The sequence below is a fragment of the Variovorax stachyos genome (assembly GCF_051400855.1).
Taxonomy (GTDB): Bacteria; Pseudomonadota; Gammaproteobacteria; order Burkholderiales; family Burkholderiaceae_C; genus Variovorax.
This window is the reverse complement of the sequence record NZ_JBLFFN010000001.1, coordinates 154,284-175,959: the sequence shown is the minus strand read 5'-3', so window position 1 is coordinate 175,959 and position 21,676 is coordinate 154,284. Positions and strand designations below refer to the sequence as shown.

At 68.4% G+C, this 21,676-nt stretch carries 20 protein-coding genes; 10 read left to right on the top strand and 10 right to left on the bottom strand.

Annotated features, from left to right (window positions below; translation table 11 throughout):
• Positions 1–4: 4 nt before the first annotated feature.
• The 8 genes from ACMGEZ_RS00865 to ACMGEZ_RS00830 form a co-directional block, all read right to left on the bottom strand.
• Positions 5–985, bottom strand: coding sequence for a Bug family tripartite tricarboxylate transporter substrate binding protein (locus ACMGEZ_RS00865; RefSeq protein WP_436820352.1), 981 nt, complete (start codon positions 983–985; stop codon positions 5–7).
• Positions 986–1,012: 27 nt separating this feature from the next.
• On the bottom strand, positions 1,013–2,476 hold the full coding sequence (locus tag ACMGEZ_RS00860; protein WP_436820799.1) for an aldehyde dehydrogenase family protein: 1,464 nt from the start codon (positions 2,474–2,476) through the stop codon (positions 1,013–1,015).
• Positions 2,477–2,547: 71 nt separating this feature from the next.
• Positions 2,548–3,024 carry a nuclear transport factor 2 family protein gene (locus ACMGEZ_RS00855; RefSeq protein ID WP_436820351.1) on the bottom strand — a complete coding sequence of 159 codons (477 nt, stop codon included), beginning with the start codon at positions 3,022–3,024 and terminating at the stop codon, positions 2,548–2,550.
• Between the two features lie 17 nt (positions 3,025–3,041).
• Positions 3,042–3,413 carry a c-type cytochrome gene (locus ACMGEZ_RS00850; protein ID WP_436820350.1) on the bottom strand — a complete coding sequence of 124 codons (372 nt, stop codon included), beginning with the start codon at positions 3,411–3,413 and terminating at the stop codon, positions 3,042–3,044.
• A complete protein-coding gene (locus ACMGEZ_RS00845; protein WP_436820349.1) occupies positions 3,410–5,158 on the bottom strand; it encodes an FAD-dependent oxidoreductase in 1,749 nt (582 codons plus the stop codon). Before ACMGEZ_RS00845 ends, ACMGEZ_RS00850 begins: the two co-directional genes overlap by 4 nt.
• 72 nt (positions 5,159–5,230) lie before the next feature.
• Positions 5,231–6,238, bottom strand: a complete 1,008-nt coding sequence (locus tag ACMGEZ_RS00840; protein WP_436820348.1) for a hydroxyquinol 1,2-dioxygenase — start codon at positions 6,236–6,238, stop codon at positions 5,231–5,233.
• A 22-nt stretch (positions 6,239–6,260) separates the two neighbouring features.
• A complete protein-coding gene (locus tag ACMGEZ_RS00835; protein ID WP_436820347.1) occupies positions 6,261–6,773 on the bottom strand; it encodes a cupin domain-containing protein in 513 nt (170 codons plus the stop codon).
• A gap of 168 nt (positions 6,774–6,941) precedes the next feature.
• Positions 6,942–7,892 (bottom strand): LysR family transcriptional regulator, encoded by a 951-nt coding sequence (locus ACMGEZ_RS00830; protein ID WP_436820346.1) that lies wholly within the window; start codon positions 7,890–7,892, stop codon positions 6,942–6,944.
• A gap of 60 nt (positions 7,893–7,952) precedes the next feature.
• Between ACMGEZ_RS00830 and ACMGEZ_RS00825 the strand changes: the two genes are divergently transcribed.
• Positions 7,953–8,387, top strand: a complete 435-nt coding sequence (locus tag ACMGEZ_RS00825) for a DUF1841 family protein (RefSeq protein ID WP_436820345.1) — start codon at positions 7,953–7,955, stop codon at positions 8,385–8,387.
• Here ACMGEZ_RS00825 and ACMGEZ_RS00820 read toward each other — a convergent pair.
• The gene (locus ACMGEZ_RS00820) at positions 8,363–9,322 is read right to left on the bottom strand and encodes a LysR substrate-binding domain-containing protein (protein WP_436820344.1); all 960 of its coding nucleotides are present in this window, start codon (positions 9,320–9,322) and stop codon (positions 8,363–8,365) included. The genes ACMGEZ_RS00825 and ACMGEZ_RS00820 overlap by 25 nt on opposite strands.
• 101 nt (positions 9,323–9,423) lie before the next feature.
• On the opposite strand from ACMGEZ_RS00820, the gene pcaH reads away from it, so the two are divergent.
• Both pcaH and pcaG read left to right on the top strand, forming a co-directional pair.
• The gene (pcaH, locus tag ACMGEZ_RS00815) at positions 9,424–10,155 is read left to right on the top strand and encodes a protocatechuate 3,4-dioxygenase subunit beta (RefSeq protein WP_436820343.1); all 732 of its coding nucleotides are present in this window, start codon (positions 9,424–9,426) and stop codon (positions 10,153–10,155) included.
• 19 nt (positions 10,156–10,174) lie between these two features.
• Positions 10,175–10,780 (top strand): protocatechuate 3,4-dioxygenase subunit alpha, encoded by a 606-nt coding sequence (gene pcaG, locus ACMGEZ_RS00810; protein ID WP_436820342.1) that lies wholly within the window; start codon positions 10,175–10,177, stop codon positions 10,778–10,780.
• Positions 10,781–10,860: 80 nt separating this feature from the next.
• On the opposite strand, the gene ACMGEZ_RS00805 is transcribed toward pcaG, so the two are convergent.
• Entirely contained in the window at positions 10,861–11,544 is a 684-nt protein-coding gene (locus ACMGEZ_RS00805; protein ID WP_436820341.1) for a c-type cytochrome, read from the bottom strand.
• A gap of 160 nt (positions 11,545–11,704) precedes the next feature.
• Here ACMGEZ_RS00805 and ACMGEZ_RS00800 point away from each other — a divergent pair, with 160 nt between their 5' ends.
• The 7 genes from ACMGEZ_RS00800 (at position 11,705) to ACMGEZ_RS00770 (ending at position 21,675) form a co-directional block, all read left to right on the top strand.
• On the top strand, positions 11,705–12,547 hold the full coding sequence (locus ACMGEZ_RS00800; protein ID WP_436820340.1) for an AAA family ATPase: 843 nt from the start codon (positions 11,705–11,707) through the stop codon (positions 12,545–12,547).
• Positions 12,544–12,789, top strand: coding sequence for a hypothetical protein (locus ACMGEZ_RS00795; protein ID WP_436820339.1), 246 nt, complete (start codon positions 12,544–12,546; stop codon positions 12,787–12,789). Before ACMGEZ_RS00800 ends, ACMGEZ_RS00795 begins: the two co-directional genes overlap by 4 nt.
• Before the next feature lie 6 nt (positions 12,790–12,795).
• A complete protein-coding gene (locus tag ACMGEZ_RS00790; RefSeq protein WP_436820338.1) occupies positions 12,796–13,416 on the top strand; it encodes a GNAT family N-acetyltransferase in 621 nt (206 codons plus the stop codon).
• The gene (locus tag ACMGEZ_RS00785) at positions 13,410–14,597 is read left to right on the top strand and encodes a vWA domain-containing protein (RefSeq protein ID WP_436820337.1); all 1,188 of its coding nucleotides are present in this window, start codon (positions 13,410–13,412) and stop codon (positions 14,595–14,597) included. Before ACMGEZ_RS00790 ends, ACMGEZ_RS00785 begins: the two co-directional genes overlap by 7 nt.
• Before the next feature lie 158 nt (positions 14,598–14,755).
• Positions 14,756–15,673: a 2OG-Fe(II) oxygenase gene (locus ACMGEZ_RS00780; protein WP_436820336.1), complete on the top strand. Its 918-nt coding sequence runs from the start codon at positions 14,756–14,758 to the stop codon at positions 15,671–15,673.
• A gap of 60 nt (positions 15,674–15,733) precedes the next feature.
• Positions 15,734–17,629 (top strand): autotransporter assembly complex protein TamA, encoded by a 1,896-nt coding sequence (locus ACMGEZ_RS00775; RefSeq protein WP_436820335.1) that lies wholly within the window; start codon positions 15,734–15,736, stop codon positions 17,627–17,629.
• A 2-nt stretch (positions 17,630–17,631) separates the two neighbouring features.
• The gene (locus tag ACMGEZ_RS00770) at positions 17,632–21,675 is read left to right on the top strand and encodes a translocation/assembly module TamB domain-containing protein (protein WP_436820334.1); all 4,044 of its coding nucleotides are present in this window, start codon (positions 17,632–17,634) and stop codon (positions 21,673–21,675) included.
• Position 21,676 lies beyond the last annotated feature (1 nt).

The following is a 21,676-nucleotide window of genomic DNA, read 5'->3' as shown; positions in this document are numbered from 1 at the left end:
TCTGCTATTCCAGGCTCAGGTTGCGCTCGCGCACCAGCCGTGTCCACTTGTCCTGCTCCGTCCGCAGCGCCGAGGCGAACTGCTCGGGCGTGCTGGCGATCCCGGTGAGGCCCTGCTCGCGCAGTCGCTGATCGAAGGCAGGATCGGTCACTATCTTGCGAACTTCGGCCTGCAGCCTGTCGACCACAGGGCGCGGTGTGCCCGCCGGAGCCAGCAGGCCGACCCACGAGTTGACCTGGAAGTCGCGATAGCCGCTCTCGGCCACGGTCGGCGTGTCGGCATACGCGGGCACGCGCTGGGCGCCGGTCTGCGCCAATGCCCGCAGCTTGCCGGCCTTGACATGCGGCTGCGCCAGAACCGCGGAGAGGAACATCATCTCGACCTGCCCGCCCAGCAGGTCCTGCTGCGCGGGGCCGCCGCCGCGATAAGGAATGTGGGTGACGAAGGTGCCGGTCTGCGCCTTGAAGAGCTCGGCAGTGAGGTGGTTGCTCGAGCCGGGCCCGACGCTTGCGTAGTTGAGCTGGCCCGGCTTGTTCTTGAGCAGGCCGACGAAGCTCTTGAAGTCGCTGGCCGGCACCTTGGGATTGACCACCAGCACCAGCGGATTGCTCGCGATCTGCGTCACCGGCTGCAAGTCCTTCGCGATGTCGAAGCTGAGCTTCGGGTAGACCAGCGGATAGGTCGCATAGCTGTCGAACACCATCAGCAGCGTGTGGCCGTCGGGCGTGGCCTTGGCGACCTCCGCCGAGCCCACGGTTCCGCCGGCGCCGCCGCGGTTGTCGATAATGACCGGCTGCCCCAATGCGGCCTGCAGCCGCGGCTGCAGCTGCCGTGCCACCGTGTCTACGATGCCGCCCGGCGGGAAGGCCACGACCACGCGCACCGGCTTGCTGGGCCAGGGCTGCTGGGCATGGGCCGCGCCGGCGGCTGCAAGGGCCAGGCTGCACGCGGCAAGCAGTCGAACTGCAAGTGAAGTCACGTTCATTCTTCTTCTCTTCTCAAGGTTGGTTGTTCAGCGCACGAAGTGCGGAGGAATCTGCGCATCGACATTGACCCAGACGCTCTTGACCTGGGTGTACTCGCGCATCGCATCGAAGCCCATCTCGCGGCCGTAGCCGCTCTGGCCCACGCCGCCGAAGGGCGAGCCCGGGTTCACGCGTTTGTAGCTGTTGATCCAGACCATGCCCGCGTGCAGGTCGCGTGCAAGCTTGTGGGCGCGCTGGAGATCGGTGGTCCACAAGCCACTGCCGAGGCCGTAGTCGGTGCCGTTGGCGATCCGAAGCGCCTCCTCGTCGTCCTTGAAGGTGAGCACGGTGACGAAGGGGCCGAAGACCTCTTCCTGTGCCACGCGGTCGCGAAAGGACCTGGCACGCACCACCGTCGGCTCGACATAGCAGCCACCGGCCAGCTCGCCGCCGGGCGACCTGCCGCCGGCCAACACCTCGCCGCCCTCGCCTTTCGCGACCTCGACATAGCTCAGCACGCGCTCGCGATGCTGGGCGCTTGTGAGCGGGCCCATCTCGGTGGCGTCATCGAGCGGGTTGCCCAGGCGTATCGATTGCGCCAGCGGGATGAACTTGTCGAGAAAGGCGTCCGCAATCCGCTCGTGCAGCATCAGGCGCGAGCCCGCGATGCAGGCCTGCCCCTGGTTGTGGAAGATGGCCCACGCGCTGCCGTTGATGGCGGCTTGCAGGTTGGCGTCCTCGAAGACGATGTTGGGGCCCTTGCCGCCGAGCTCCAGCTGCACCTTCTTGAGGTTGCCGGCACTGGCCTGGACGATGCGCCTCCCGGTCGCAGTGCTGCCGGTGAAGGCGATCTTGGCGATCTCCGGATGCTCGGCAATGTACTGGCCGGCGACGCTGCCCAGCCCCGGCAGCATGTTGACCACGCCTTCGGGCATGCCCGCTTCGGCCATCAGCTCGACGATCTTGAGCGAGGAGAGTGGCGTGATCTCCGCCGGCTTCATCACGATGCAATTGCCGGCCGCGAGCGCGGGCGCCATCTTCCAGCTGGTGAACATCAGCGGGAAGTTCCACGGCACCACCTGGCCGACGATGCCGACCGGCTCGCGCAAGGTGTAGTTGAGGAAGCCCGCTTCCACCGGAATGGTCTCGCCCTGGAACTTGTCGGCCATGCCGCCGAAGTAGCGGAAGCAGGCCGCGGTGCGCGGCACGTCGAGGCGGCGCGAGTCGCGCACGGGATGGCCGGTGTCCAGCGACTCGAGCCGCGCCAGCTCTTCGGTGCTGGCCTCGATCAAGTCGGCGAGCTTCAGCAGGATGCGGCCGCGATCGGCCGCGGCCATGCGGCTCCAGGCCGGGAAGGCGCGCTTCGCCGCGGCGACCGCCTTGTCGACGTCGGCCTTGCCGGCCAGCGCCACCTCGGCAATCGTCGAGTTGTCGTGCGGGTTGAGCGTGGCGAGTGTCTCGCCGGACTCGGCATCGACGAAGCGGCCATCGATGAAGAGCTGGTGGCGGATCGGCGTCTTGAGGCCGGCGGCCTGCTGGATATCTGCAAGATTCATGATGAGAAGCGCTCCCTGTGCAAGGTTCAGCTGTTGGCGGCCTTGCCGGCCAGCCAGGGGTAACGCGCGGTGTCCTTGCCGGCGTAGTCGGGGTCGAGGTAGATGAAGCAGCGCTGGATCAGGAAGTCGCGTACCTCGAACACATCGCACCAGCGGCCCGCACCCCACTCGGGCACGCCGGCACGCCAAGCGCCGTCCGCATGCTCGCCGTAGCTTGTGCCTTCGCAGGCGAACAGGTCGGTGCCGGTGAAGATCCAGTTGAAGCCGGCATAGTCGTGGCGGATCGACTTGCCGCGGCTGCCGACCTCGCCGAAGAGCTTGCCGATCTCGTCCTTGCCGTTGGCCAGGCCCCACTTCGGAAAGTAGACCTGCGCATCGCTCGCGAACAGGTCGAGGATGGAGCCGCCGGTGGAAGTGACGCCGCCGTTGTCGTAGGCCTTGAGGTATTCGAGCGCCACCGACTTGCGTTGCTCGTCGGTCATGGTTTGACGGGTGAGGGCCATGGTGGATCTCCTTTTCTTCACTTGAGTGACTGCATGTACTCGATGAGCGCGGCGCGCTTCTTCGGGTCGTCCTGGAAATAGGCCATCGTGCTGCCGGGCGCGACGGCCTGGGTGTCGGCAAGCCACTTGTCGAGCAGCGCGCGGTCCCAGGTCTTGCCCTTCATCGCGTCGAGGTACTGCTTCGAGTAGGTGAAGCCGGGGCTCGCCGCGGCGGGCTTGCCGAGCAGGCCGTAGAGGTTCGGGCCGACGCCGTTCGGCTCGCCCTTGCCGAAGCTGTGGCATTGCGTGCACGCCGACTGCGCGAGGCGCTGGCCGGGAGACTGCGCTTGCGCGAGGCTCGCGGCCAGCGTGAGGACGGCCGCGAGCGGGAACAGGAGCAAACGCTTCATGCGGCACTCCTGCCCTCGGCATGGGCCGCGTTCGCCGCGCGGTAGGCGAAGGCGATGATCGGGCCCAAGGTCGCGCCACCGGCCCAGTAGGCGCGGCCCGAGGCCGAGGCCACGCAGTTGCCCACGCCGTAGAGGCCGGGGATCGGCTGGTCGCGGGCGTCGAGCACGCGGCCGTTCGTGTCGGTCTTGGGGCCGCCCTTGGTGTCCAGCGTGCCGGCCACGACGAGTGCCGCGTAGTACGGGCCGGCATCGGCCAGGGGCCACATCGTGGGGTTGCTGCGACCAGGCTCCGACTTCACATCGCCGTTGAACAGCTGCTCCACGATGCGATCGCCGCGGTGGAAGTCCAGGTCCTTGCCGGTCCTGGCGAACTGGTTGAAGCGCGCGATGGCGGCCTGCAGGTTGGGCAGGAACTCGGGCGCGAGCCGCGCGCCGCCGATGGCGCTCGCGTACCTGGCGAAGCGCTCGTCGATGCCGCGCGCCAGCTCGGCCAGGGTCGCGCCCTTTATTACGTGGCGGTCGTCGGTGCCTGGCGGCACGATCAGCCGGCCGTACTCCGCGCTGGCCGAATGCTGCTGCGCGCGCTGGTCCCAGATCGCGATGCGCACGAGGTTGGGGTACTCGGCCTTGGTGCCGTCCCACTCGAAGAAGGTCTGCGCCAGTTCGTTGTACTGCAGCTTCTCGTTGACGTTGCGCTGGCCGTACTTGTTGACGAAGAGCATGGAGTCGCCGGCCACGGAGAACATGCCGGAGATAGAGCCGTCCTTCGCGATCGCCTTCTCCAGCGGGATCGGGCAGGTCCAGGCGTAGTTCATGTTGCGCAGCTGCGCACCCAATGCGCCGGCGATCGGCACGAAATCGCCTTCGTTGGTTGGGGCCGCGCAGCCGCCGAAGATGGGGCCATTGAGGAAGTTCCTGCGCAACTCCGCGTTGTGGGTGAACCCGCCGGTGGCGAAGATCACGGCCTTGCGGGCACGCAGGCGCACGGTCGCGTCGAGTTCGTCCTTCGCCTCGACGCCGATCACGCGGCCACTCTTGTCCTGCAGGATCTTCGTGACGCGCATGCCGGTGCGGATCGGGATGCCGTCCTGCCTGGCCTTGGTCGACATGGTGCGCACCGCCACCAGGCCGCCGTCGGACATGCTGGGGATCGCGTCCTTGGGCACCAGCACGCGTCCCTTGGGCGCCTTGTTTTCGGGCAGCTCGGCGAAGTAGTCGGGAACGTCGGCCACGTGGCGATAGGGCAGCGCGCCCTTGGAGGCCAGCAGCTCGGCCGCGGGCGAGGCGCTGTCGTAGAAGGCGGCGCACATGTCGTATTCCCACGGCGTGAAGCCGTAGCGCGGATGGTCCGGGTCATAGCCCTGCGGGTTGGACAGGCGTGCCACATACTTCAGGAAGTCGGGCTTGGGGTCGGCGATGCCGGCCTTCTTCATGGCCTCGTTGTTCGGCACCCAGTACCAGAAGGCGGCCTTGGCCGTGGTGCCGCCGATGCTGCCGGCCTTCTCCAGGATCACTGCGCTGTTGCCCTGCCAGCGCGCGAACAGCGCCGAGGCCAGGCCGCCGGCGCCGCTGCCGGCAACGACGATGTCGTAGGTGGCGTCGAAGGCGGGTGCGGTCGCTGCATCGGCTTCCTGCGTCGAGAGCCCCAGGGTTGCGGCCGCGACGGCTGCCGAGCCCGCGCCGGCTTGCTGCATGAATCGCCGGCGCGAGTTCGCCCCGGCATCGGACCGGATACGGTCTGCCATTTGTTGTCTCCTCAGTAAGGAAGCGAAGCTCAGTCAGAAGGACGCGCCGCAAGTGCGGCGCGTTATCGCCTGTCAGAAGCTGACGGGGATCTCCGGGCTCTCGCCCTTCTGGATCTCATAGACCAGGCTCGGCGAGCCGTTCTCCCACACCAGCAGCATCGAGCGCTTGGGGCTGAAGCCCTGATGGCGGCAGTAGGCGGGCATGGCGGCCATGTCGCCGGCCTTCATGATCACGCGGGCCATCGGGCGGCCGGTGTTCTTGTCGCCGCAGTCCCAGTGAATCTCGTCCGTCATCTGGAAGAACCACTCGACGCGGTCGTTGCCGTGGATGATCGGCAGGATGTGCTCCTCGGTGGTCGGGCACATGAAGCTGTGCTTGACGACCGAGGTGAAGCTCGGGTTCCAGGTGACCTGCGAGCGGCTCAGGAAGCCGAACAGGTTGAAGGCGTGGACTTCGTTCTCGAAGCCGGGCTCGGGATGCAGCTCGGGCTGGCCTTGCGGCACGTCAGCGAAGGCGCGGTTCACCGGCGCGCCGGTGTCGTCGCTGCGCAGCCGGAGGTCGTCCTTCAGGCCCACGCAGCGCTTGGCGAGCTCGCGGGCGCGGGTGATCTTGGCGGTGTTGTTGCCCTTCTTGCGGCCGTAGGGCGATCCGGTCTCCTGCGGCGCGGAGAAGGGGTCGAAGCTCTCGTTGGTCCAGTCGTCGAGCATGGCCTCGAAGGTGGCGCGGATCTGGGCCGTGGGGAAGTTCTCCAGCAGGTCGATGCCGGCTTCCTTCATGGTGCCGTTGTAGCTGCCCGCGTAGAGGTCGACCGACTGGTAGTGGTTGACGGTGCCGACCACGTCGTCGAAGTTGACCCAGCCGTAGAAGAAGCCCCATGCGACGTCGCGCATCAGGGCGCGCAGGTAGTTGCCGATGTCCATCGTGTGGCTCATCGGCCGGCCGTCCCTGGTCTTCCAGGTGATATGGGCAAAGTACTCGTCGCGGCGGAAGCCGAAGCTGCCGAGCGTGAATGCCTTGTAGCCGAGCGTGGCGTCCGGTTGGGACGCGATGACGTTGGCGAGCTCTGCGGGTGCGTTCATGGCGGGACTCCTCGGGTTCGGTTCAGTGGGTCTGGCAGATGTCCGCCCATTTCTCGACGGAGAGATCGCCCTTGCAGGTCTGCAGCACGATCACGCCGGGCTCGCCGACGCTGCGGAACTGGTAGGCCGTGTTCTTGGGCAGCAGGCCCTGGTGGCCGCGCGTGAGCTTCATCCAGCCCATCTTCGGGCCCTTCGGTTCGCCCTGGACGAGCACCGCCCCGTTCTTGTTCTCGTCCGCGATGGCCTGAGAAGCATCGAGCTTGACCAGGTGCACCTCGACCTCGCCGTCCATGACGAGCGCGAACTCGTCGTGCGCGCAGGTGTACCAGGGCGAGCTGCCTTCTGCGCGCAGCGTCTCGAGCACGTAGATCTGGTTCTGGCCGAACACGACCTTCTCGTAGGGCTTGCTCTTGCTCGCGATGTCGAAGCAGTTGGACATCGCGTAGTGCTTGACGTCGTCATCGATGGGCTCGACGTGGCCCTTGTCGTAGCTCTTGAGCGAGCCGAAGCGGGTCTGGTAGGCGGGGGCGGTCATGGGCTTGTCTCCTTCGGTCATCGGGCAGCGCCGTGCTGCGATGGCTGAACTGTAGGAAGCCGGTTACCCATGCGGTAGGCCTCGGATGCGGGCCGCATTGTTCGGTGGATGCGGTCAATCGGCAGGGTTTTCCCTGGATCGGCCTGCATCGCAGAAGGGGCGAACAAGCTAGGCGTCGGCGATCAGGTCGGCAGGCAGCAGCCCCTTCTCGACCATGGCCGCATCCCAGGGCGCAACCCGCGTGAACGCCGCCGTGATGTGCTCGATGAAGAGCTTGAGCTTGAAGGCGTTGCGCGATGTCTCCGCGTAGACCGCATTGAGGGAGAACGAGGACAGCTGGTGCTCCGGCAGCACCACCTGCAGCTGCCCGCGCAGGATCGGATCGCCGGCCACGAGCGTGGGCAGGCACACGATGCCGGCATGCTCCAGCGCATATTCGCGCAGCAGGTGCACGCTGTTCGTCAGCAGGGCCGCGGTCATGTAGATCGTCACCTGCTCGCCCTCGTGGTGGAAGGTCCACCGGTCGCGGCTCGGATAGCCCGAGTAGAGGCCCAGGCGGTGCTTGTGCAGCTCGCGCGGCGTCTGCGGCACGCCGTTGGCGCGCAGGTACTCGGGCGTGGCGCAGAACACGCGGCGCACGGGGAACAGCGGGCGGGCGATCAGCTCGGTGGAGGCAGCCGGAAAGATCTGCAATGCGCAGTCCACGCCGGCCTTGACCGGATCGACCACCGCGTCGCTCACGATCAGCTCGAGGTGGATGTCGGGGTAGCTGGCCTGGAAGGCACGCAGCACCGAGGCCAGGTGGCCCAGCACGAAGCCGGTGAGCGCATGGACGCGCAGGACACCGGTCGGGCCGGCGCGCGCGCCGCGCATCTGGTCCATGACGTCGTGGGCCCGGCCCACGAGCTCGGTGCAGTCCCGCAGGAAGGCCTGCCCGACATCGCTGAGCCGCACCACGCGCGTGCTGCGGTGGAACAGCGGCGCACCAACGTGCTCCTCGAGCTGCTTGACCCGCGCGGTGACCACCGACTTGGCCACGCGCATCTGCCGGGCCGCCTCGGCGAAGCTCTGCGTCTGCGCAACCCGGACGAATGTCTCGATGTTTTCAAGTCGGTCCATGGCCCGCAATGTAGCGGCCTGATGCGGCGCGGCTCCTAGGGCCGGTGCTAACCTCGGCCCATGTTCAATCCCACCCAAGAGGAAGTGCGGCGCTTCTTCTGCGATGTCTACGCGAAGAGCCGGCAGGGCTTGCCGATGGAGGCGCTGGAAATCATCGCCAGCCGCTGGATCGACGAGCACCCCGAGTACCACGCCGAGCTGGCCGACGCCGAGGCCGCGGTGGCGCGTGTCTACGACGGCGCCGACGGGCGCGAGAACCCCTTCCTGCATCTCTCGATGCACCTGACGATCAGCGAGCAGTGCTCCATCGACCAGCCGCGCGGCATCCGCCAGGCGGTCGAGCTGCTGGCCGCGCGCCGGGACTCGCTGCTGGAGGCGCACCACGAGGCGATGGAGTGCCTGGGGCAGATGATGTGGGAGAGCCAGCGCGCCGGCCGGCCGCCGGACGGCGAGGCCTACGTGGCCTGCGTTCAGCGGCGCGCCACGCGCGTCTGATCCTTTCCGCTCTCGCGCAACAGCGCGATCAGCGCCTGGCGCGCCGCGGAAGGCTCGGCATCGGTGCGCAGCAGCAGGCCTACCGGCTCCTCGGTGCCCGCGGTGTCCACCGCCAGCCGCACCAGCTGGCCGCTGGCGAGATCGTCGCGGGCAGCGCCGATGGGCGTGAACCACACGGCATCCGAACGCAACAGCAGCGCGCGAGCGACCGAGAGATCCAGCGTCTGCGTCCCATGCGCAGGCAGGCGCAGGCCCAGGCCCGACAGAAAGCTCTCGGTATGGTGGCGCGGGATCGTGCCCTCGCCGTAGATCACCAGCGGGTAGCGCAGCACGTCCTGCACCGAAGGCGCAGCCCCGGACAAGGGATGGCCCGCGCGCGCGACCAGGGCAAGGGGCTCGGTGTAGAGCAGCTCGAAGGTGAGGCCGGCCATCAGCTGCGGGTCGCTCATGCGGCCGGCCACGAGGTCCAGCTCGCCGGCGCGCAGCGCATCGAGCAAGGGTCCGTTGGCGCCGGTCTGCACCTGCACTTGCACCAGGGGCAGGCGTTCGCGCAGCGCGGCCAAGGCCGCCGGCAGCAGCGAGGGCGCCACGCTGGGCAGCGCGCCGATGCGCAGGCGCTGCAGGCGCTCGCCCGAAGACGGCATCAGGGCTTGCGCGCCGGCGTCGAGCGCCTCCAGCACACGCAGCGCGTGCGCCAGCAGCTGGTCGCCGGCGGCGGTGAAGCCCTGGATCCCACGCCGCCCCGCGCTGCCGCGCTCCACGAGCCGGGCCCCGGCCAAGGCCTCTAGCTCGGCCAGGGTCTTGGACACCGCCGGCTGGCTCAACGCCAGCCGCTCGGCCGCGCGCGCCAGATGGCGCTCCTGGGCCACTGCCACCAGGCAGCGCAGGTGCCGCAGCTGCACATTGCGCAGGAAGGTGTCCGGCTTGGCGGCCATTCAATTACCAATGCTTATGAAAAATCGCAAGAACGTCAATTTACATCAGCAACACGCATGAATAGAGTGGATGCCATTCCCACGAACCCGGAGACAAGTTCATGAGCTCTTCCGCTCCCCCGACCGGCGCCTTGCCCACGCTCACGCCGCGCGACTGGGCCAGCCATCCCTCCTACGTCTATTCCGGCTACAAGTCGACCGCCAAGCGGGGGCCGCAGCAGCCGCTGATCCCGCTCAAGGCTTCGCTGAGCGAGCTGCGCCAACCGGTCTACGGGCACAGCAGCATCGGCGAGTTCGACAACGACCTCACCCGCAATGCGCGCCAGAACGGCGAGCCGCTGGGCGAACGCATGATCCTCACCGGCCAGGTGCTCGACGAGCGCCGCCGCCCCGTGCGCAACACGCTTGTGGAGCTGTGGCAGGCCAATGCCTCCGGCCGCTACGTGCACAAGGTGGACCGGCACGATGCGCCGCTCGACCCCAACTTCCTCGGCGCCGGGCGTTGCCTGACGGACAACGAGGGCCGCTACCGCTTCCTCACCATCAAGCCGGGTGCCTATCCGTGGGGCAACCATCCCAACGCCTGGCGGCCGCAGCACATTCACCTGTCGCTGTTCGGCGAGCACTTCGCCAGCCGGCTGGTGACGCAGATGTACTTCCCGGGCGACCCGCTGCTGCAGTACGACCCGATGATCACCGGCACGCCGGAGAAGGTGCGCAACCGGCTGATCGCCGATTTCAGCCTCGACGTCACCGAAGAGGGCTACGCGCTCGGCTACGTGTTCGACATGGTGCTGCGCGGCGCCGACGAGACGCCTTTCGAAAACCGCTGAAGCCCAGGAGACACGCACCATGATGAGCGCACTCGAAACCAACTTCGGCCAGACCCCTTCGCAGACGGTCGGCCCCTACTTCGCCTACGGCTTGACTGCCACACAGTACGGCTACGACTTCGACCAGCCTTTCGACGCCGTGCTCGCACTCGACAACGCGCGCGGCGAGCGCATCCGCATCGAGGGCCGGGTGATCGACGGCGACGGCAAGCCGATCGACGACGCGCTGGTCGAGATCAGCCAGCCCGACGGCACCGGTGCCTATCCGCAGTCGGTGGAGGACGCGCAGGCCATCGGCTTCCGCGCCTTCGGCCGCGTGGGCACCGGCACCGATGCGCAGAAGCGCTTCGTGTTCCATACCGTCAAGCCCGGCGCCGAATCGCCCGGCGAAGCGCCGCATGTCAACGTGATCGTGCTGATGCGCGGCATGCTGCTGCACGCCTTCACGCGCATCTACTTCAGCGACGAGGCGAAGGCCAACGCCGACGACAAGGTGCTGGCCAGCGTGCCGGCAGAGCGGCGGCAGACGCTGGTGGCGCAGCGCAGCGAGATGGGCGGGCAGGTCACGTACCGCCTCGACATCCACATGCAGGGGCCGAACGAGACGGTGTTCTTTGACGTATAGACCCGCAAAAAACAAAGCCGGGCGACGGGACAAAACAAAGCCCGCTGAAAGCGGGCTTTGTCCTTGTGTGGGTGCGCTTCCTATTTCGCGTGGTGGATGCGCGACTCCGGCACCGTCTTGAGTTCGCCGGGCAGCGAGCTGATGTAGTTCGCCAGCTCCTTCAGTTCCGCGTTGCTGAACTTCTTGGCCTGCTGGCTCATCACGCCGTTGGAGCGGCCGATCTGCAGGTTCTTCTCGGTCTTGTACGACTTGAGAGCGACGTAGAGGTAGTCGGCATGCTGGCCGGCCAGCTTGGCAACGGTGCCGTCGTTCGGGGTGTTGAAGTTGGCACCATGGCACTTGGTGCAGGCGTTGTCCTTGTCGCGCGAGATGAGGCCCTGCACGCGCTCGCTGGGTTGCTTGGCAACGGCGGCCGGCGGTGCATCGCCTTCCTCCAGGCCGAGCCGGCTGTAGTAGGCCGCGATGTCGGCGATGTCCTGCTCGCTCAGCGAATCGGCAATGGCGCGCATGGTGGGATGCTTGCGGTCGCCGCTCTTGTAGGCTGCGAGGGCCGCGGCGAGGTAGGTCTCGCTCTGGCCCGAGATCATCGGGACCTTGTGCACTTCAGGAAAGCTGGCCTGGTAGCCGATGATGCCGTGGCAGCCGATGCACATCGCCACCTTCTTCGAGCCGTTTTCGGCATTGCCCGTGACCTTCTGGGCTTGGGCGGAGACCGTCACGCAAGCGACAGCGAGAGCAAATACCGTGGACAACAACTTGTTCATTTTGCGCGCACAATCTCGTGGAAAACTGGTTTTCAAGTCAACATTTGATTATATGCGGGGGCTCCTGGCAGTCCCGTGCGTGAGGCACTCGGGCGTTGCGCGACGCAGATGAATGGAATGTTGGGTCCTTCATCCACCCCCTCTCTGCACTACGCCATCCATGAAATTCAAGGGCTCCGACAACTACGTCGCCACACAGGATCTGATGCTCGCGGTCAACGCGTCCATCGCGCTCAAGCGCCCGCTGCTCGTCAAGGGCGAGCCCGGCACGGGCAAGACGATGCTCGCGGAAGAGGTGGCCGGCTCGCTCGGGCTGCCGCTGCTGCAGTGGCACATCAAGTCGACCACCAAGGCCCAGCAGGGCCTCTACGAGTACGACGCGGTGAGCCGGCTGCGCGACTCGCAATTGGGCGACGAGCGCGTGAAGGACATCCACAACTACATCGTCAAGGGTGTGCTGTGGCAGGCCTTCACGGCCGATGAGCCGGTGGCGCTGCTGATCGACGAGATCGACAAGGCCGACATCGAATTCCCGAACGACCTGCTGCGCGAGCTCGACCGCATGGAGTTCTACTGCTACGAGACGCGCGAGCTGATCCAGGCGAAGCACCGCCCGGTCGTCTTCATCACCTCGAACAACGAGAAGGAGCTGCCCGACGCCTTCCTGCGCCGCTGCTTCTTCCACTACATCAAGTTCCCCGACGCCGACACCATGAAGAGCATCGTCGCGGTGCACTTCCCCGGCCTCAAGCAGGAGCTGCTCGCCTCGGCGATGAAGACCTTCTACGACGTGCGCAACCTGCCCGGCCTGAAGAAGAAACCTTCCACCTCCGAGCTGCTGGACTGGCTCAAGCTGTTGGTGGCCGAAGACATCCCGCTCGAGGCGCTGCAGAGCAAGGACGACAAGGTCGCGGTGCCGCCGCTGGTTGGCGCGCTGCTCAAGAACGAGCAGGACGTGACCTTGTTCGAGAAGCTGGTGTTCATGCAACGCCACAACCGATGAACCAAGGCCGTCCGTCCACCCGCCACCTGCTGCTGCTCGGCCTTGCGCAGGCGGTCCTGTTCGTCGTGGGCGCGGTGCTGGGTCGATGGCTGGGCCTGGCGCTCGGTCTCGATGCCTTCGGTCCCGGCGGCTACAGCAACAATGCGATCTTCGGCATCCTGCTGATCGGCCTCGGCGGTGGCGCCGGCGCGCAGCTGGCGAAGACCTGGTTCACCAAAAGGTACGGTTCACCGAGGAGTTAGCGAAAGATGGCATTCGTCGAGCCGGTCACCCTGAGATCGCGCGGCATCGCGCTGGTGCCGCTGGCGCTGGCGCACGAAGAGGGGCTGCGCGCTGCGGCCGCCGATGGCGAGCTGTGGAAGATCCGGGTCACCTCGGTGCCGGAGCCACAGGACACGCGCGACTACATCGAGGCAGCGCTCGCAGGCCGCGAGGCCGGCCACCGCTTCGCCTTTGCGGTGACGGACGAGGCGAGCGGCACGGTGCTCGGGTCGACCAGCTTTCACGACATCCTGCCCGCCGTGAAGCGCGTCGAGATCGGCTACACCTGGTACGCCCGGCGCTGCCAGCGCACGCACGTCAACACCACCTGCAAGCTGCTGATGATGGCGCACGCCTTCGACACGCTGGGCTGCCACGTGGTGGGCTGGCGCACCGACAACTTCAACCACGCCTCGCAGCGCGCGATCGAGCGCCTGGGTGCACGCAAGGACGGCGTGATCCGTGGCCACGGGCTGCGCCGCGACGGCACCATCCGCGACACGGTGATGTACAGCCTGCGCTCGGGCGAGTGGCCCGAGGTGCGGGCCCAACTGCTCTACCTGCTGGACAAGCCGCGTCCCGAACCCCGGAGTGATTCGCCATGCTGATCGACTTCTTCTACACCTTGCGCTCGGCGAAGCTGCCGGTGTCCGTCAAGGAATACCTGAGCCTGCTGGAAGCGCTGCAGGCCGACGTGGTCGGCCCGAACTCGGAGGACGCCTTCGGGCTCGACGACTTCTACTACCTCTCGCGCACCGCGCTGGTGAAGGACGAGAAGCACTACGACAAGTTCGACCGCGCCTTCGCCGCCTACTTCAAGGGCGTGGAGCTGGTGACGGACTTCACCAAGGAAGTGCCGCTCGACTGGCTGCGCAAGACGCTGGAGCGCGAGTTCACGGCCGAGGAGAAGGCCAAGATCGAGAAGATGGGCTGGGACGAGCTCATGGAGACGCTCAAGAAGCGCTTCGAGGAGCAGAAGGAGCGCCACGAGGGCGGCAGCAAGTGGATCGGCACGGGCGGCACCTCGCCCTTCGGCCACGGCGGCTACAACCCGCAGGGCATCCGCATCGGCGGCGCCGGCAAGAACAAGAGCGCGGTCAAGGTGTGGGACCAGCGCGCCTACAAGGACTACGACGACAGCCAGGAGCTGGGCACGCGCAACATCAAGATCGCCCTGCGGCGGCTGCGCAAGTTCGCGCGCGAAGGCCACGAGGACGAGCTGGACCTCGACGAGACGATCCACAAGACGGCGGCCAACGCCGGCTACCTCGACATCAAGATGCGGCCCGAGCGCCACAACAACGTGAAGGTGCTGCTGCTGATGGATGTGGGGGGCACGATGGACGAGCACATCCAGCGCGTCGAGGAGCTGTTCTCCGCCGTCAAGACGGAGTTCAAGCACCTGGAGTTCTATTACTTCCACAACTGCGTCTACGACTTCATGTGGAAGAACAACCGGCGGCGCTTCTCCGAGAAGTTCGCCACCTGGGACATCATTCGCAAGTACAACAAGGACTACAAGCTGATCTTCGTCGGCGACGCCACCATGAGCCCGTACGAGATCCTGCAGCCGGGCGGCAGCGTCGAATACAACAACGAGGAGGCCGGCGCCGAGTGGATCCAGCGGCTGACCCACACCTTCCCGAAATTCGCCTGGATCAACCCCGAGCCGCAGGGTGTGTGGCAGTACCGGCAAAGTATCGCGGTCATGCAACAACTCGTATCCCACCGCATGTTCCCGCTGACCCTCAAGGGCCTCGAAGAAGCCATGCGACTGCTCTCGAAGTAGGCGGCGCGCGGGGGGCACACGCAGCTCCGCCGACGGTTGTTCGATCGTGACGACTGCGAAAAAAGTTGTCACAGGTCAGAGACCTGAGGTTACATTTAACACCTAAGGATTCAATTCAGACGCTTCTCTGACGAGGCGCCTGCTGGAGGTGTTGCGCCATGTCTGCCGTTCTTTCGCTGCCGCTCGAGGCACCGGTTCTCGAGCAAAAGCTGCCCCCGGCGGCGCCCGACGCGCTGTTCCCGCCCAGCGACTATGTGAGCATCCGCGGCGTACGCCTGCCGCGGACCGAGCTCGTCGACCGTTCCCTGTTCTCGGCGACCCTGCGGGATCGCCTGCGCAACGCGCTGATGGCCGCCTCTCCGTTCCCGCACCTGGTGCTGGAGAACCTGTTCAACCCGGCGCTGCTGGAACTGGTTGCCGAGGAGTTCGATGTCCAGCCCGGCACCTCCTGGACCGAAGTCAAGAGCCGCTACGAATCGACGCGACGTTCGGTGCTCGCTCCGTCGCTGGGCCCGGCGACGCAGCTGTACTTCGACATCATCCATTCCGGCTGGTTCATCGACTGGCTTTCCTCGCTGACCGGCGTGCCCTACCTGCTCGCCGACCCCAAGCTGTTCGGCGGCGGGCTGCACGAGAGCCGCACCGGCGCGACCTTTGCCGTGCACCGTGACTTCAATCGCCACCGGCATCTCGGGCTGAAGAACGAGATGGTCTTCATCACCTATCTCAACAAGGGATGGAACCCGGACTGGGGCTCCGGCCTGGAGCTCTGGGACAAGAAGCACGACCGCTGCGTCACCACCGTGCAGCCCGAATTCGGGCGCACCATCCTGTTGCCGCATAGTGCGGTCAGCTACCACGGCCATACCAAGCCGCTGCAGGCGCCGGACGGCCGCCCGCGCCGCTCGGTCGCCGCCTACTACTACAGCAGCCCGCTGGCCGGCAAGCAGCACGGCGATGAATCGGCCTCGGTCTTCATGAAGACGCATCGCGTGGACCGGGCCAAGGCCCTCGCGCGCATGATCACGCCGCCGGTGGTCTGGCTGCTCGCACGGAAGGTCACCGGCCGCGCCTGAGCGGCAGCCCGCGGCTCCCGCCTACGGCGGCCGCGCCGGGCATGCTGTCAGAATGGCCGCATGCTCAGGGTGTTTCGGTCACTCGCGCCGGCGTGGATGCCGGCGTTTTTTTGTGCAGGCATCCTTCTGCTGCTGCAGGGCTGCAGCCTGCTGCCGAAGAGCGAGCCGGCCGAGGCAGACGCGGGCGCCCGGCCCGTCGGCGGCGACAGGCCGGCCGGCAGGCGCGAGGCCTTCAGCGTCACGGTGCAGGCGCCCGACACGGTGCGCGAATACCTCGAGCGCCACCTGGAAATCCAGCGCTATCGCCAGATCGATGACCTCGGCGCCACCGAGCTCTCGCGCCTCATGGTGGCCGCCGAAGGCAATGCGCGCGAGCTGCTCGCGACCCTGGGCTATTTCGCGCCCGCGCTCACGCTGGAGCTGAACGAGACGCCGGCCGCCAAGGCGCCGCGCGAGGTGCGCATTACGGTCGATCCCGGCGAGCCCACACGGGTGCGCCAGGTGCAGATCGACTTCAGCGGAGCCATTGCGACCGATCCCGCCGCCGCGGCCCAGCGCGAGGCGATCCGCAACGACTGGCCGCTGCGCGCGGGCCAGACCTTCACCCAGCTCGGCTGGGACAACGCCAAGTCGGCCGCGCTGCGCAGCCTCACCGCCAAGCGCTTCCCGAACGGCAGCGTGGCGTTGAGCCGGGCGGAGATCGACGCCGATCGCGGCGCGGCCAGCCTGCGCGTCGACTACCGGTCGGGCCCGGCGTACCGCTTCGGCCCGCTGGAAGTGCACGGCAACGAGCGCTACGACGCCGACGCCGCACGCCGCATCGCGCGCGTGCCCACCGGCAGCGACTATGACCAGCAGAAGCTGCTCGATGCGCAGCAGCGCCTGGCCAGCAGCGGCTACTACGACTCGGTCTTCCTCACGCTCGACACCGACGGCAGCAACCCGCTGTGGGCGCCCGTGATCGCTCAGGTGCGCGAGGCGCCGCTGCAGAAGGTGGTGCTGGGGGTCGGCTTCACCACCGACAGCGGGCCGCGGGTGTCGGTGGACCACATCCACAATCGCATGCCCCTGCTGGGTTGGCGTGCCGTCTCCAAGCTCTTGATCGACCAAGAAACCAAGTCGCTGGGCACCGAATGGAACGCCGTGCCGGACGACAAGGGCTGGCGCCGGTTCGGCGCGGGCCAACTCAAGAGCGAGACCTCCGGCAGCTACAAGGTCGACAGCGGACGGCTGCGCGGCGGCCTGGCCAAGTCGAGCGACCACATCGACTACAACTACTTCCTGCAGTACGACTATGCGCAGAACCGCGGCGTGAACGCGCCGCCCTCGGCCTCGGCACTGTCCGTCAACTGGGGCTGGACGGGCCGCTATTTCGACGACCCGGGCATGCCGACGCGCGGCCACGGACTGGCGCTGGAGCTCGGCGCCGGCTACACGCTCACCGGCGAGCACCTGCCGTTCACGCGCATCTACGGCCGCTGGCTCGGCATCGTGCCGCTGGACTGGGGCTCGAGGGGCGACAGCGCGAGCGCGGCGCGCAGCAGCCGCCTCCAGTTTCGTGCCGAGGCAGGCGCCGTGACCGCGAAGCAGAGCGCGCAGATCCCTTCGACCCTGATGTTCCTGACCGGGGGCGACACCACGGTGCGCGGCTACGACTACCGCCAGATCGGCACCGAGCGCACCGACGGCCAGATCATCGCCGGCCGCTACATGACCGTGGCCAGCGTCGAGTGGCAGCGGCCCTTCGTCTACCGCGGCAAGCTGACCGAGTGGGAGAGCGCGGTCTTCATCGATGCGGGCGCAGTTGCCGACCGGCCCGGCGACCTCAAGACCAAGGTCGGCATCGGCGTGGGCGCACGCTGGCGCAGCCCGGTGGGGCCGGTGCAGGCCGACCTGGCCTATGGCGTCGACACGAAGAAGTTCAGGCTGCACCTGCGGCTGGGCTTCACGTTCTGAACATGAAGCCGGACGCGCGGCCCCCCTCCCCTCCGCCGAAGCGCTCGCGCGGCCGTCGAGTCGTGCGCGGCCTGGCATGGAGCCTGCTCGGCCTGGTCCTGCTGGTGGGCGTGCTCACGGCGGGCGCCTGGTGGTGGCTGGGCTCGAACCAATCGCTGGCCTTCGCGCTGGCGCGGGCCGCGCGCTACCTGCCGGCCGGCCAGACCCTGGAGAGCCGCGACGTCACCGGCTCGCTGCGCACCGGCGGGCGCATCGGCTGGCTGCGCTGGCAGAGCGAAAGCCTGGCAGTGGAGGTGCACGAGGCCACCATCGGCTGGCAGCTGGCGCCCCTGCTGAAGCGCAAGGTTCAACTCGGCGAGGTGCATGCGGCGCAGCTGCTGATCGAGCGCCGGGGGCCGATGGAAGACAAGCCGCTCGAGCCCTTGGCCCCGATCGTGCTGCCGGTGGAAGTCGAGCTTCCGTTTCGCATCGACACGCTGCGCTGGGCCGGCCCGCCCGCGCTCCAGGCGAACCGGCTGGCGGGCAGCTATCGCTATGCGGGCAACGAGCATCGACTCGTGGTCGACGGCGTGGACATTGCCGAGGGCCACTACGGCGCGCGGGTCACGCTGCAGGGCCCGGCGCCGATGGCGCTCGATGCTGCGCTCGAGGGCCGCGTGCACGCGCCGCTGGCCGAAGGCCGCGGCATCGAGGTGCTGGCCGAGGCGAGCGCCAAGGGCACGCTCGCGACGGCCGATGCCCGGCTGGCCGTGGCAGCCCAGCTCAGGCCCGCCGATCCCGGCGCCGCAGCGCCGATGCAGGCGCAGCTGCAGGCCAACATCGCGCCCTGGCAGCCGCAGCCGGTAGTCGACGCCCGGGCGCAGCTGCAGAACCTCGACGTGGCTCTCCTGTGGCCCGAGGCGCCAAGCACGCTGCTGAGTGGCGAGATCGAAGCCGGCCCCGATGGCAGCGCGCCCGCCGGCAGCACGGTGTGGCAGGCCCGCGCCGACATCCGCAACGCGAAGCCCGGCCCGTGGGACAGCGGCCGCTTGCCTGTCGAGCAGGTCCAGGCTCGCGCCAGCTTCGACGGCAGCACCTGGACCTTGCCCGAGGCCACGGTGCGCGCCGGCGGCGGCCGCATCGAGGCCCAGGGCCGCTGGAGCCCCGCGCCCGCGCCCTGGCAGGCGCGCGCCCGGGTGCGCGGCGTGCGCCCCGCGGCGCTGCACAGCGAGCTGGCCGGCGCGCCGGTGAGCGGCAGCCTCACTGCAGAGCAGCGGGGCGAGGCGCTGCTCTTCGATCTCGCGCTGCAGGCCCAGGGCGGTGCCGGCAGCAAGGCGCTGCAGGGCCTGCGCCTCGACCGCGCACTGGCACGCGGCCAGTGGCAGTCCGAGGTGCTGGACCTGCGCACGCTGCGCATCGACGCAGCGAACGCGAGCCTCGAAGGCAAGCTGCAGGTGCGCGTCGCCGAGAAGGCCGGCAACGGCGACCTGAAGCTCGTCGTGCCCGGCGGCAGCGCACAACTGCAGGGCCGCATTGCTCCGGCCAGCGGCGGGGGCGAGCTCCGGGCCCGCGTCGATGAGGCCGCCACCCTGCAACGCTGGGTGGAAAGCCTGCCCGAACTTTCGTCCGTGTTCGGGGGCAGCAGCGCACAAGGCAGGGCCCAGCTCGACGCTTCGTGGAAAGGGGGCTGGCAGGCGGTGCAACGCCGCCTGCAGAACGCGAGTACGCCGGCCCCACGCGGCAGCGCCGAGCCGACCGTCGAAGCTACGCTCTCGGCCCCCCGCCTGGCGCTTCGGCTGGCAGCGCCTGCCAATGGCGCGGCGACGGAGATCCAGCTGCACGACCTGCGGGCGGAACTGGCCGGCAGCATCGCCCAGGCCACGCTGGCGCTCAAGGGCGAAGCCAGCAGCGGCACGCAGAAGCTCAGCCTCGACGCACGCGGCAGTGGCGGCCTGGAACGCGCGAAGCAGTGGCGTGCCTCGATCGCCAGCCTGCGACTGCAGGCGCATGACAGCCAGCGCCCCGGACCGTGGACGCTGGAACTGGAACGCGCCCTCGGCATCGCCCTGAGGAGCGGTGACGCCGGCCAACTGGAGGTGGAGGCCTCGGCCGCCAGCGCCGCGCTGCGCGGCCCGGCGCCGGGCACGGTGCGCGTCGACTGGGAACCGCTGCGCTACAGCCACGGCGGCGCGGCGCCGAACCGTGCCTTCCGGCTGCGTTCGCAGGGCCGCTTGCGAGGCCTGCCGATGGCCTGGGCCGAGGCGGTGGGCGGCAGCGCGACGCTGGCCGAGATGGGCATCAGCGGCGACCTGCTGTTCGACGGCGACTGGGACATCGAAGCCGGCGACACGCTGCGCGCGCGTGCCAAGCTCGCGCGCGCCAGCGGCGACATTCGCGTGCAGGCCGGCGAGGCCGCGCTGGTCACGCGCATCGAAAGCCGCGGCACCGGGGCGGCGAGCGAGCGCAAGATGAATGCGGCCGCTGAAGGACCCAGCACTCCGGCCGGCCTGCGCCAGGCCGAGCTGGGCCTCGACGCCGAGGGCAACACCGTGCGCGCCAGCCTCACCTGGGACAGCGAACGCGCCGGCCAGATCCGCGCCGAAGCCAGCACGCAAGTGCTGCAGCGCGCAGACGGCTGGCAATGGGCACCGGATGCCCCGCTCGCCGGGCGGGTGACGGCGCGGCTGCCCAATCTCGGCGTCTGGTCGATGCTGGCGCCTCCCGGCTGGCGCGTGGCCGGCACGCTGGAGGCCGAGGCGGCGCTCTCGGGCAACCGCGCTTTGCCGCGCTGGAATGGCACGCTGTCGGCCGACCAGCTCGCGCTGCGCGCGCTGGTCGAAGGGCTGGACCTGCGTGACGGGCGCCTGCGTGCCTCGCTGAGCGGCCAGCGCATCGAGATCACGGAATTCACCCTCAAGGGCGGCGCCGGCAGCAGCACCCGCATCCCGGGGCAGAGCGGCAACCTCAGCACCGCGGCCAGCGAGGCCGCCAGCGGCGGCGGCACGCTGTCGGCGCGCGGGGAGCTGAGCTGGGGCGCGGCACCGGCCAGCGGCACCGGCATCCGCATGGCGATTCAGGCCCAGTTGCGCGCGCTGCGCGTGCTGGTTCGGACCGATCGCCAGGTCACGCTCTCGGGCGATCTGCAGGCGCGGCTCGACGGTGGCCAGTTCAACGTGCGCGGCAACCTCAAGACCGACCGGGCGGTGATCATCCTGCCCGACGAGAGCGCGCCCGGCCTTGGCAGCGACGTGGTGGTGCGCTCCGCCGCCAAGGACCGCGAGGCAGCCGAAGCCGCGCAGCGCCGCGCGGCCAGCGATGACGCGCAAGCCGCCAAGGCGCAAACCGCGAAGCCGCCCGACATTGCCGTCGGCTTCGACCTCGGCGAGGATTTCGCGGTGCAAGGGCGCGGCCTGACGACGAGGCTGGAGGGCAAGCTCGAGATCCGCAGCGCCGCCCTGAACGCGCCGCCGCGCATCACCGGCGAGGTGCGCACCGTCAAGGGCCAGTACCGCGCCTACGGCCAGCGGCTAGACGTCGAGACCGGCATCGCGCGCTTCAATGGTCCCTACGACAACCCGGCGCTCGACATCCTTGCCATCCGACCCAACATCTCGCAGCGTGCCGGCGTGCAGATCACCGGCACCGCGCAATCGCCGCGCGTGCGCCTGTACTCGGAGCCGGCGTTGTCCGACGCGGAGACGCTGTCATGGGTGGTGCTGGGCCGCGCCTCGGCCAGCAGTGGCGGGGAATCGCTGCTGCTGCAGCAGGCCGCGCTGGCGCTGCTGGGCCGGCTCGGCTCGGGCAGCCCCGGCGGCGGGCTCGCGAGCCGCTTCGGGCTGGACGAGATCGGCTTCAAGGGGCCGGGCAACGGGGGCGACGTGCGCGATTCGGCGGTCACGGTGGGCAAGCGCTTGTCGAAGGATTTCTATCTGACGTACGAGCGCAGCCTCTCGGGCACGTTGGGCAGCCTGTTCATCTTCTACGACCTCACGCGCCGCCTCACGCTGCGTGGCCAGGCCGGGCAGCAAAGCGGCATCGACCTGATCTACACCGTGAAATACGATTGAG

Coding starts and splice junctions, on each gene's coding strand:
- ACMGEZ_RS00785 (WP_436820337.1), top strand. CDS start 13,410: ATGCTGATCGACTTCTTCTACACCTTGCGCTCGGCGAAGCTGCCGGTG.
- ACMGEZ_RS00775 (WP_436820335.1), top strand. CDS start 15,734: ATGCTCAGGGTGTTTCGGTCACTCGCGCCGGCGTGGATGCCGGCGTTT.
- ACMGEZ_RS00845 (WP_436820349.1), bottom strand. CDS start 5,158: ATGGCAGACCGTATCCGGTCCGATGCCGGGGCGAACTCGCGCCGGCGA.
- ACMGEZ_RS00770 (WP_436820334.1), top strand. CDS start 17,632: ATGAAGCCGGACGCGCGGCCCCCCTCCCCTCCGCCGAAGCGCTCGCGC.
- ACMGEZ_RS00825 (WP_436820345.1), top strand. CDS start 7,953: ATGTTCAATCCCACCCAAGAGGAAGTGCGGCGCTTCTTCTGCGATGTC.
- pcaH (WP_436820343.1), top strand. CDS start 9,424: ATGAGCTCTTCCGCTCCCCCGACCGGCGCCTTGCCCACGCTCACGCCG.
- ACMGEZ_RS00835 (WP_436820347.1), bottom strand. CDS start 6,773: ATGACCGCCCCCGCCTACCAGACCCGCTTCGGCTCGCTCAAGAGCTAC.
- ACMGEZ_RS00865 (WP_436820352.1), bottom strand. CDS start 985: ATGAACGTGACTTCACTTGCAGTTCGACTGCTTGCCGCGTGCAGCCTG.
- ACMGEZ_RS00830 (WP_436820346.1), bottom strand. CDS start 7,892: ATGGACCGACTTGAAAACATCGAGACATTCGTCCGGGTTGCGCAGACG.
- ACMGEZ_RS00840 (WP_436820348.1), bottom strand. CDS start 6,238: ATGAACGCACCCGCAGAGCTCGCCAACGTCATCGCGTCCCAACCGGAC.
- ACMGEZ_RS00855 (WP_436820351.1), bottom strand. CDS start 3,024: ATGGCCCTCACCCGTCAAACCATGACCGACGAGCAACGCAAGTCGGTG.
- ACMGEZ_RS00790 (WP_436820338.1), top strand. CDS start 12,796: ATGGCATTCGTCGAGCCGGTCACCCTGAGATCGCGCGGCATCGCGCTG.
- ACMGEZ_RS00820 (WP_436820344.1), bottom strand. CDS start 9,322: ATGGCCGCCAAGCCGGACACCTTCCTGCGCAATGTGCAGCTGCGGCAC.
- ACMGEZ_RS00800 (WP_436820340.1), top strand. CDS start 11,705: ATGAAATTCAAGGGCTCCGACAACTACGTCGCCACACAGGATCTGATG.
- ACMGEZ_RS00850 (WP_436820350.1), bottom strand. CDS start 3,413: ATGAAGCGTTTGCTCCTGTTCCCGCTCGCGGCCGTCCTCACGCTGGCC.
- ACMGEZ_RS00805 (WP_436820341.1), bottom strand. CDS start 11,544: ATGAACAAGTTGTTGTCCACGGTATTTGCTCTCGCTGTCGCTTGCGTG.
- pcaG (WP_436820342.1), top strand. CDS start 10,175: ATGATGAGCGCACTCGAAACCAACTTCGGCCAGACCCCTTCGCAGACG.
- ACMGEZ_RS00795 (WP_436820339.1), top strand. CDS start 12,544: ATGAACCAAGGCCGTCCGTCCACCCGCCACCTGCTGCTGCTCGGCCTT.
- ACMGEZ_RS00780 (WP_436820336.1), top strand. CDS start 14,756: ATGTCTGCCGTTCTTTCGCTGCCGCTCGAGGCACCGGTTCTCGAGCAA.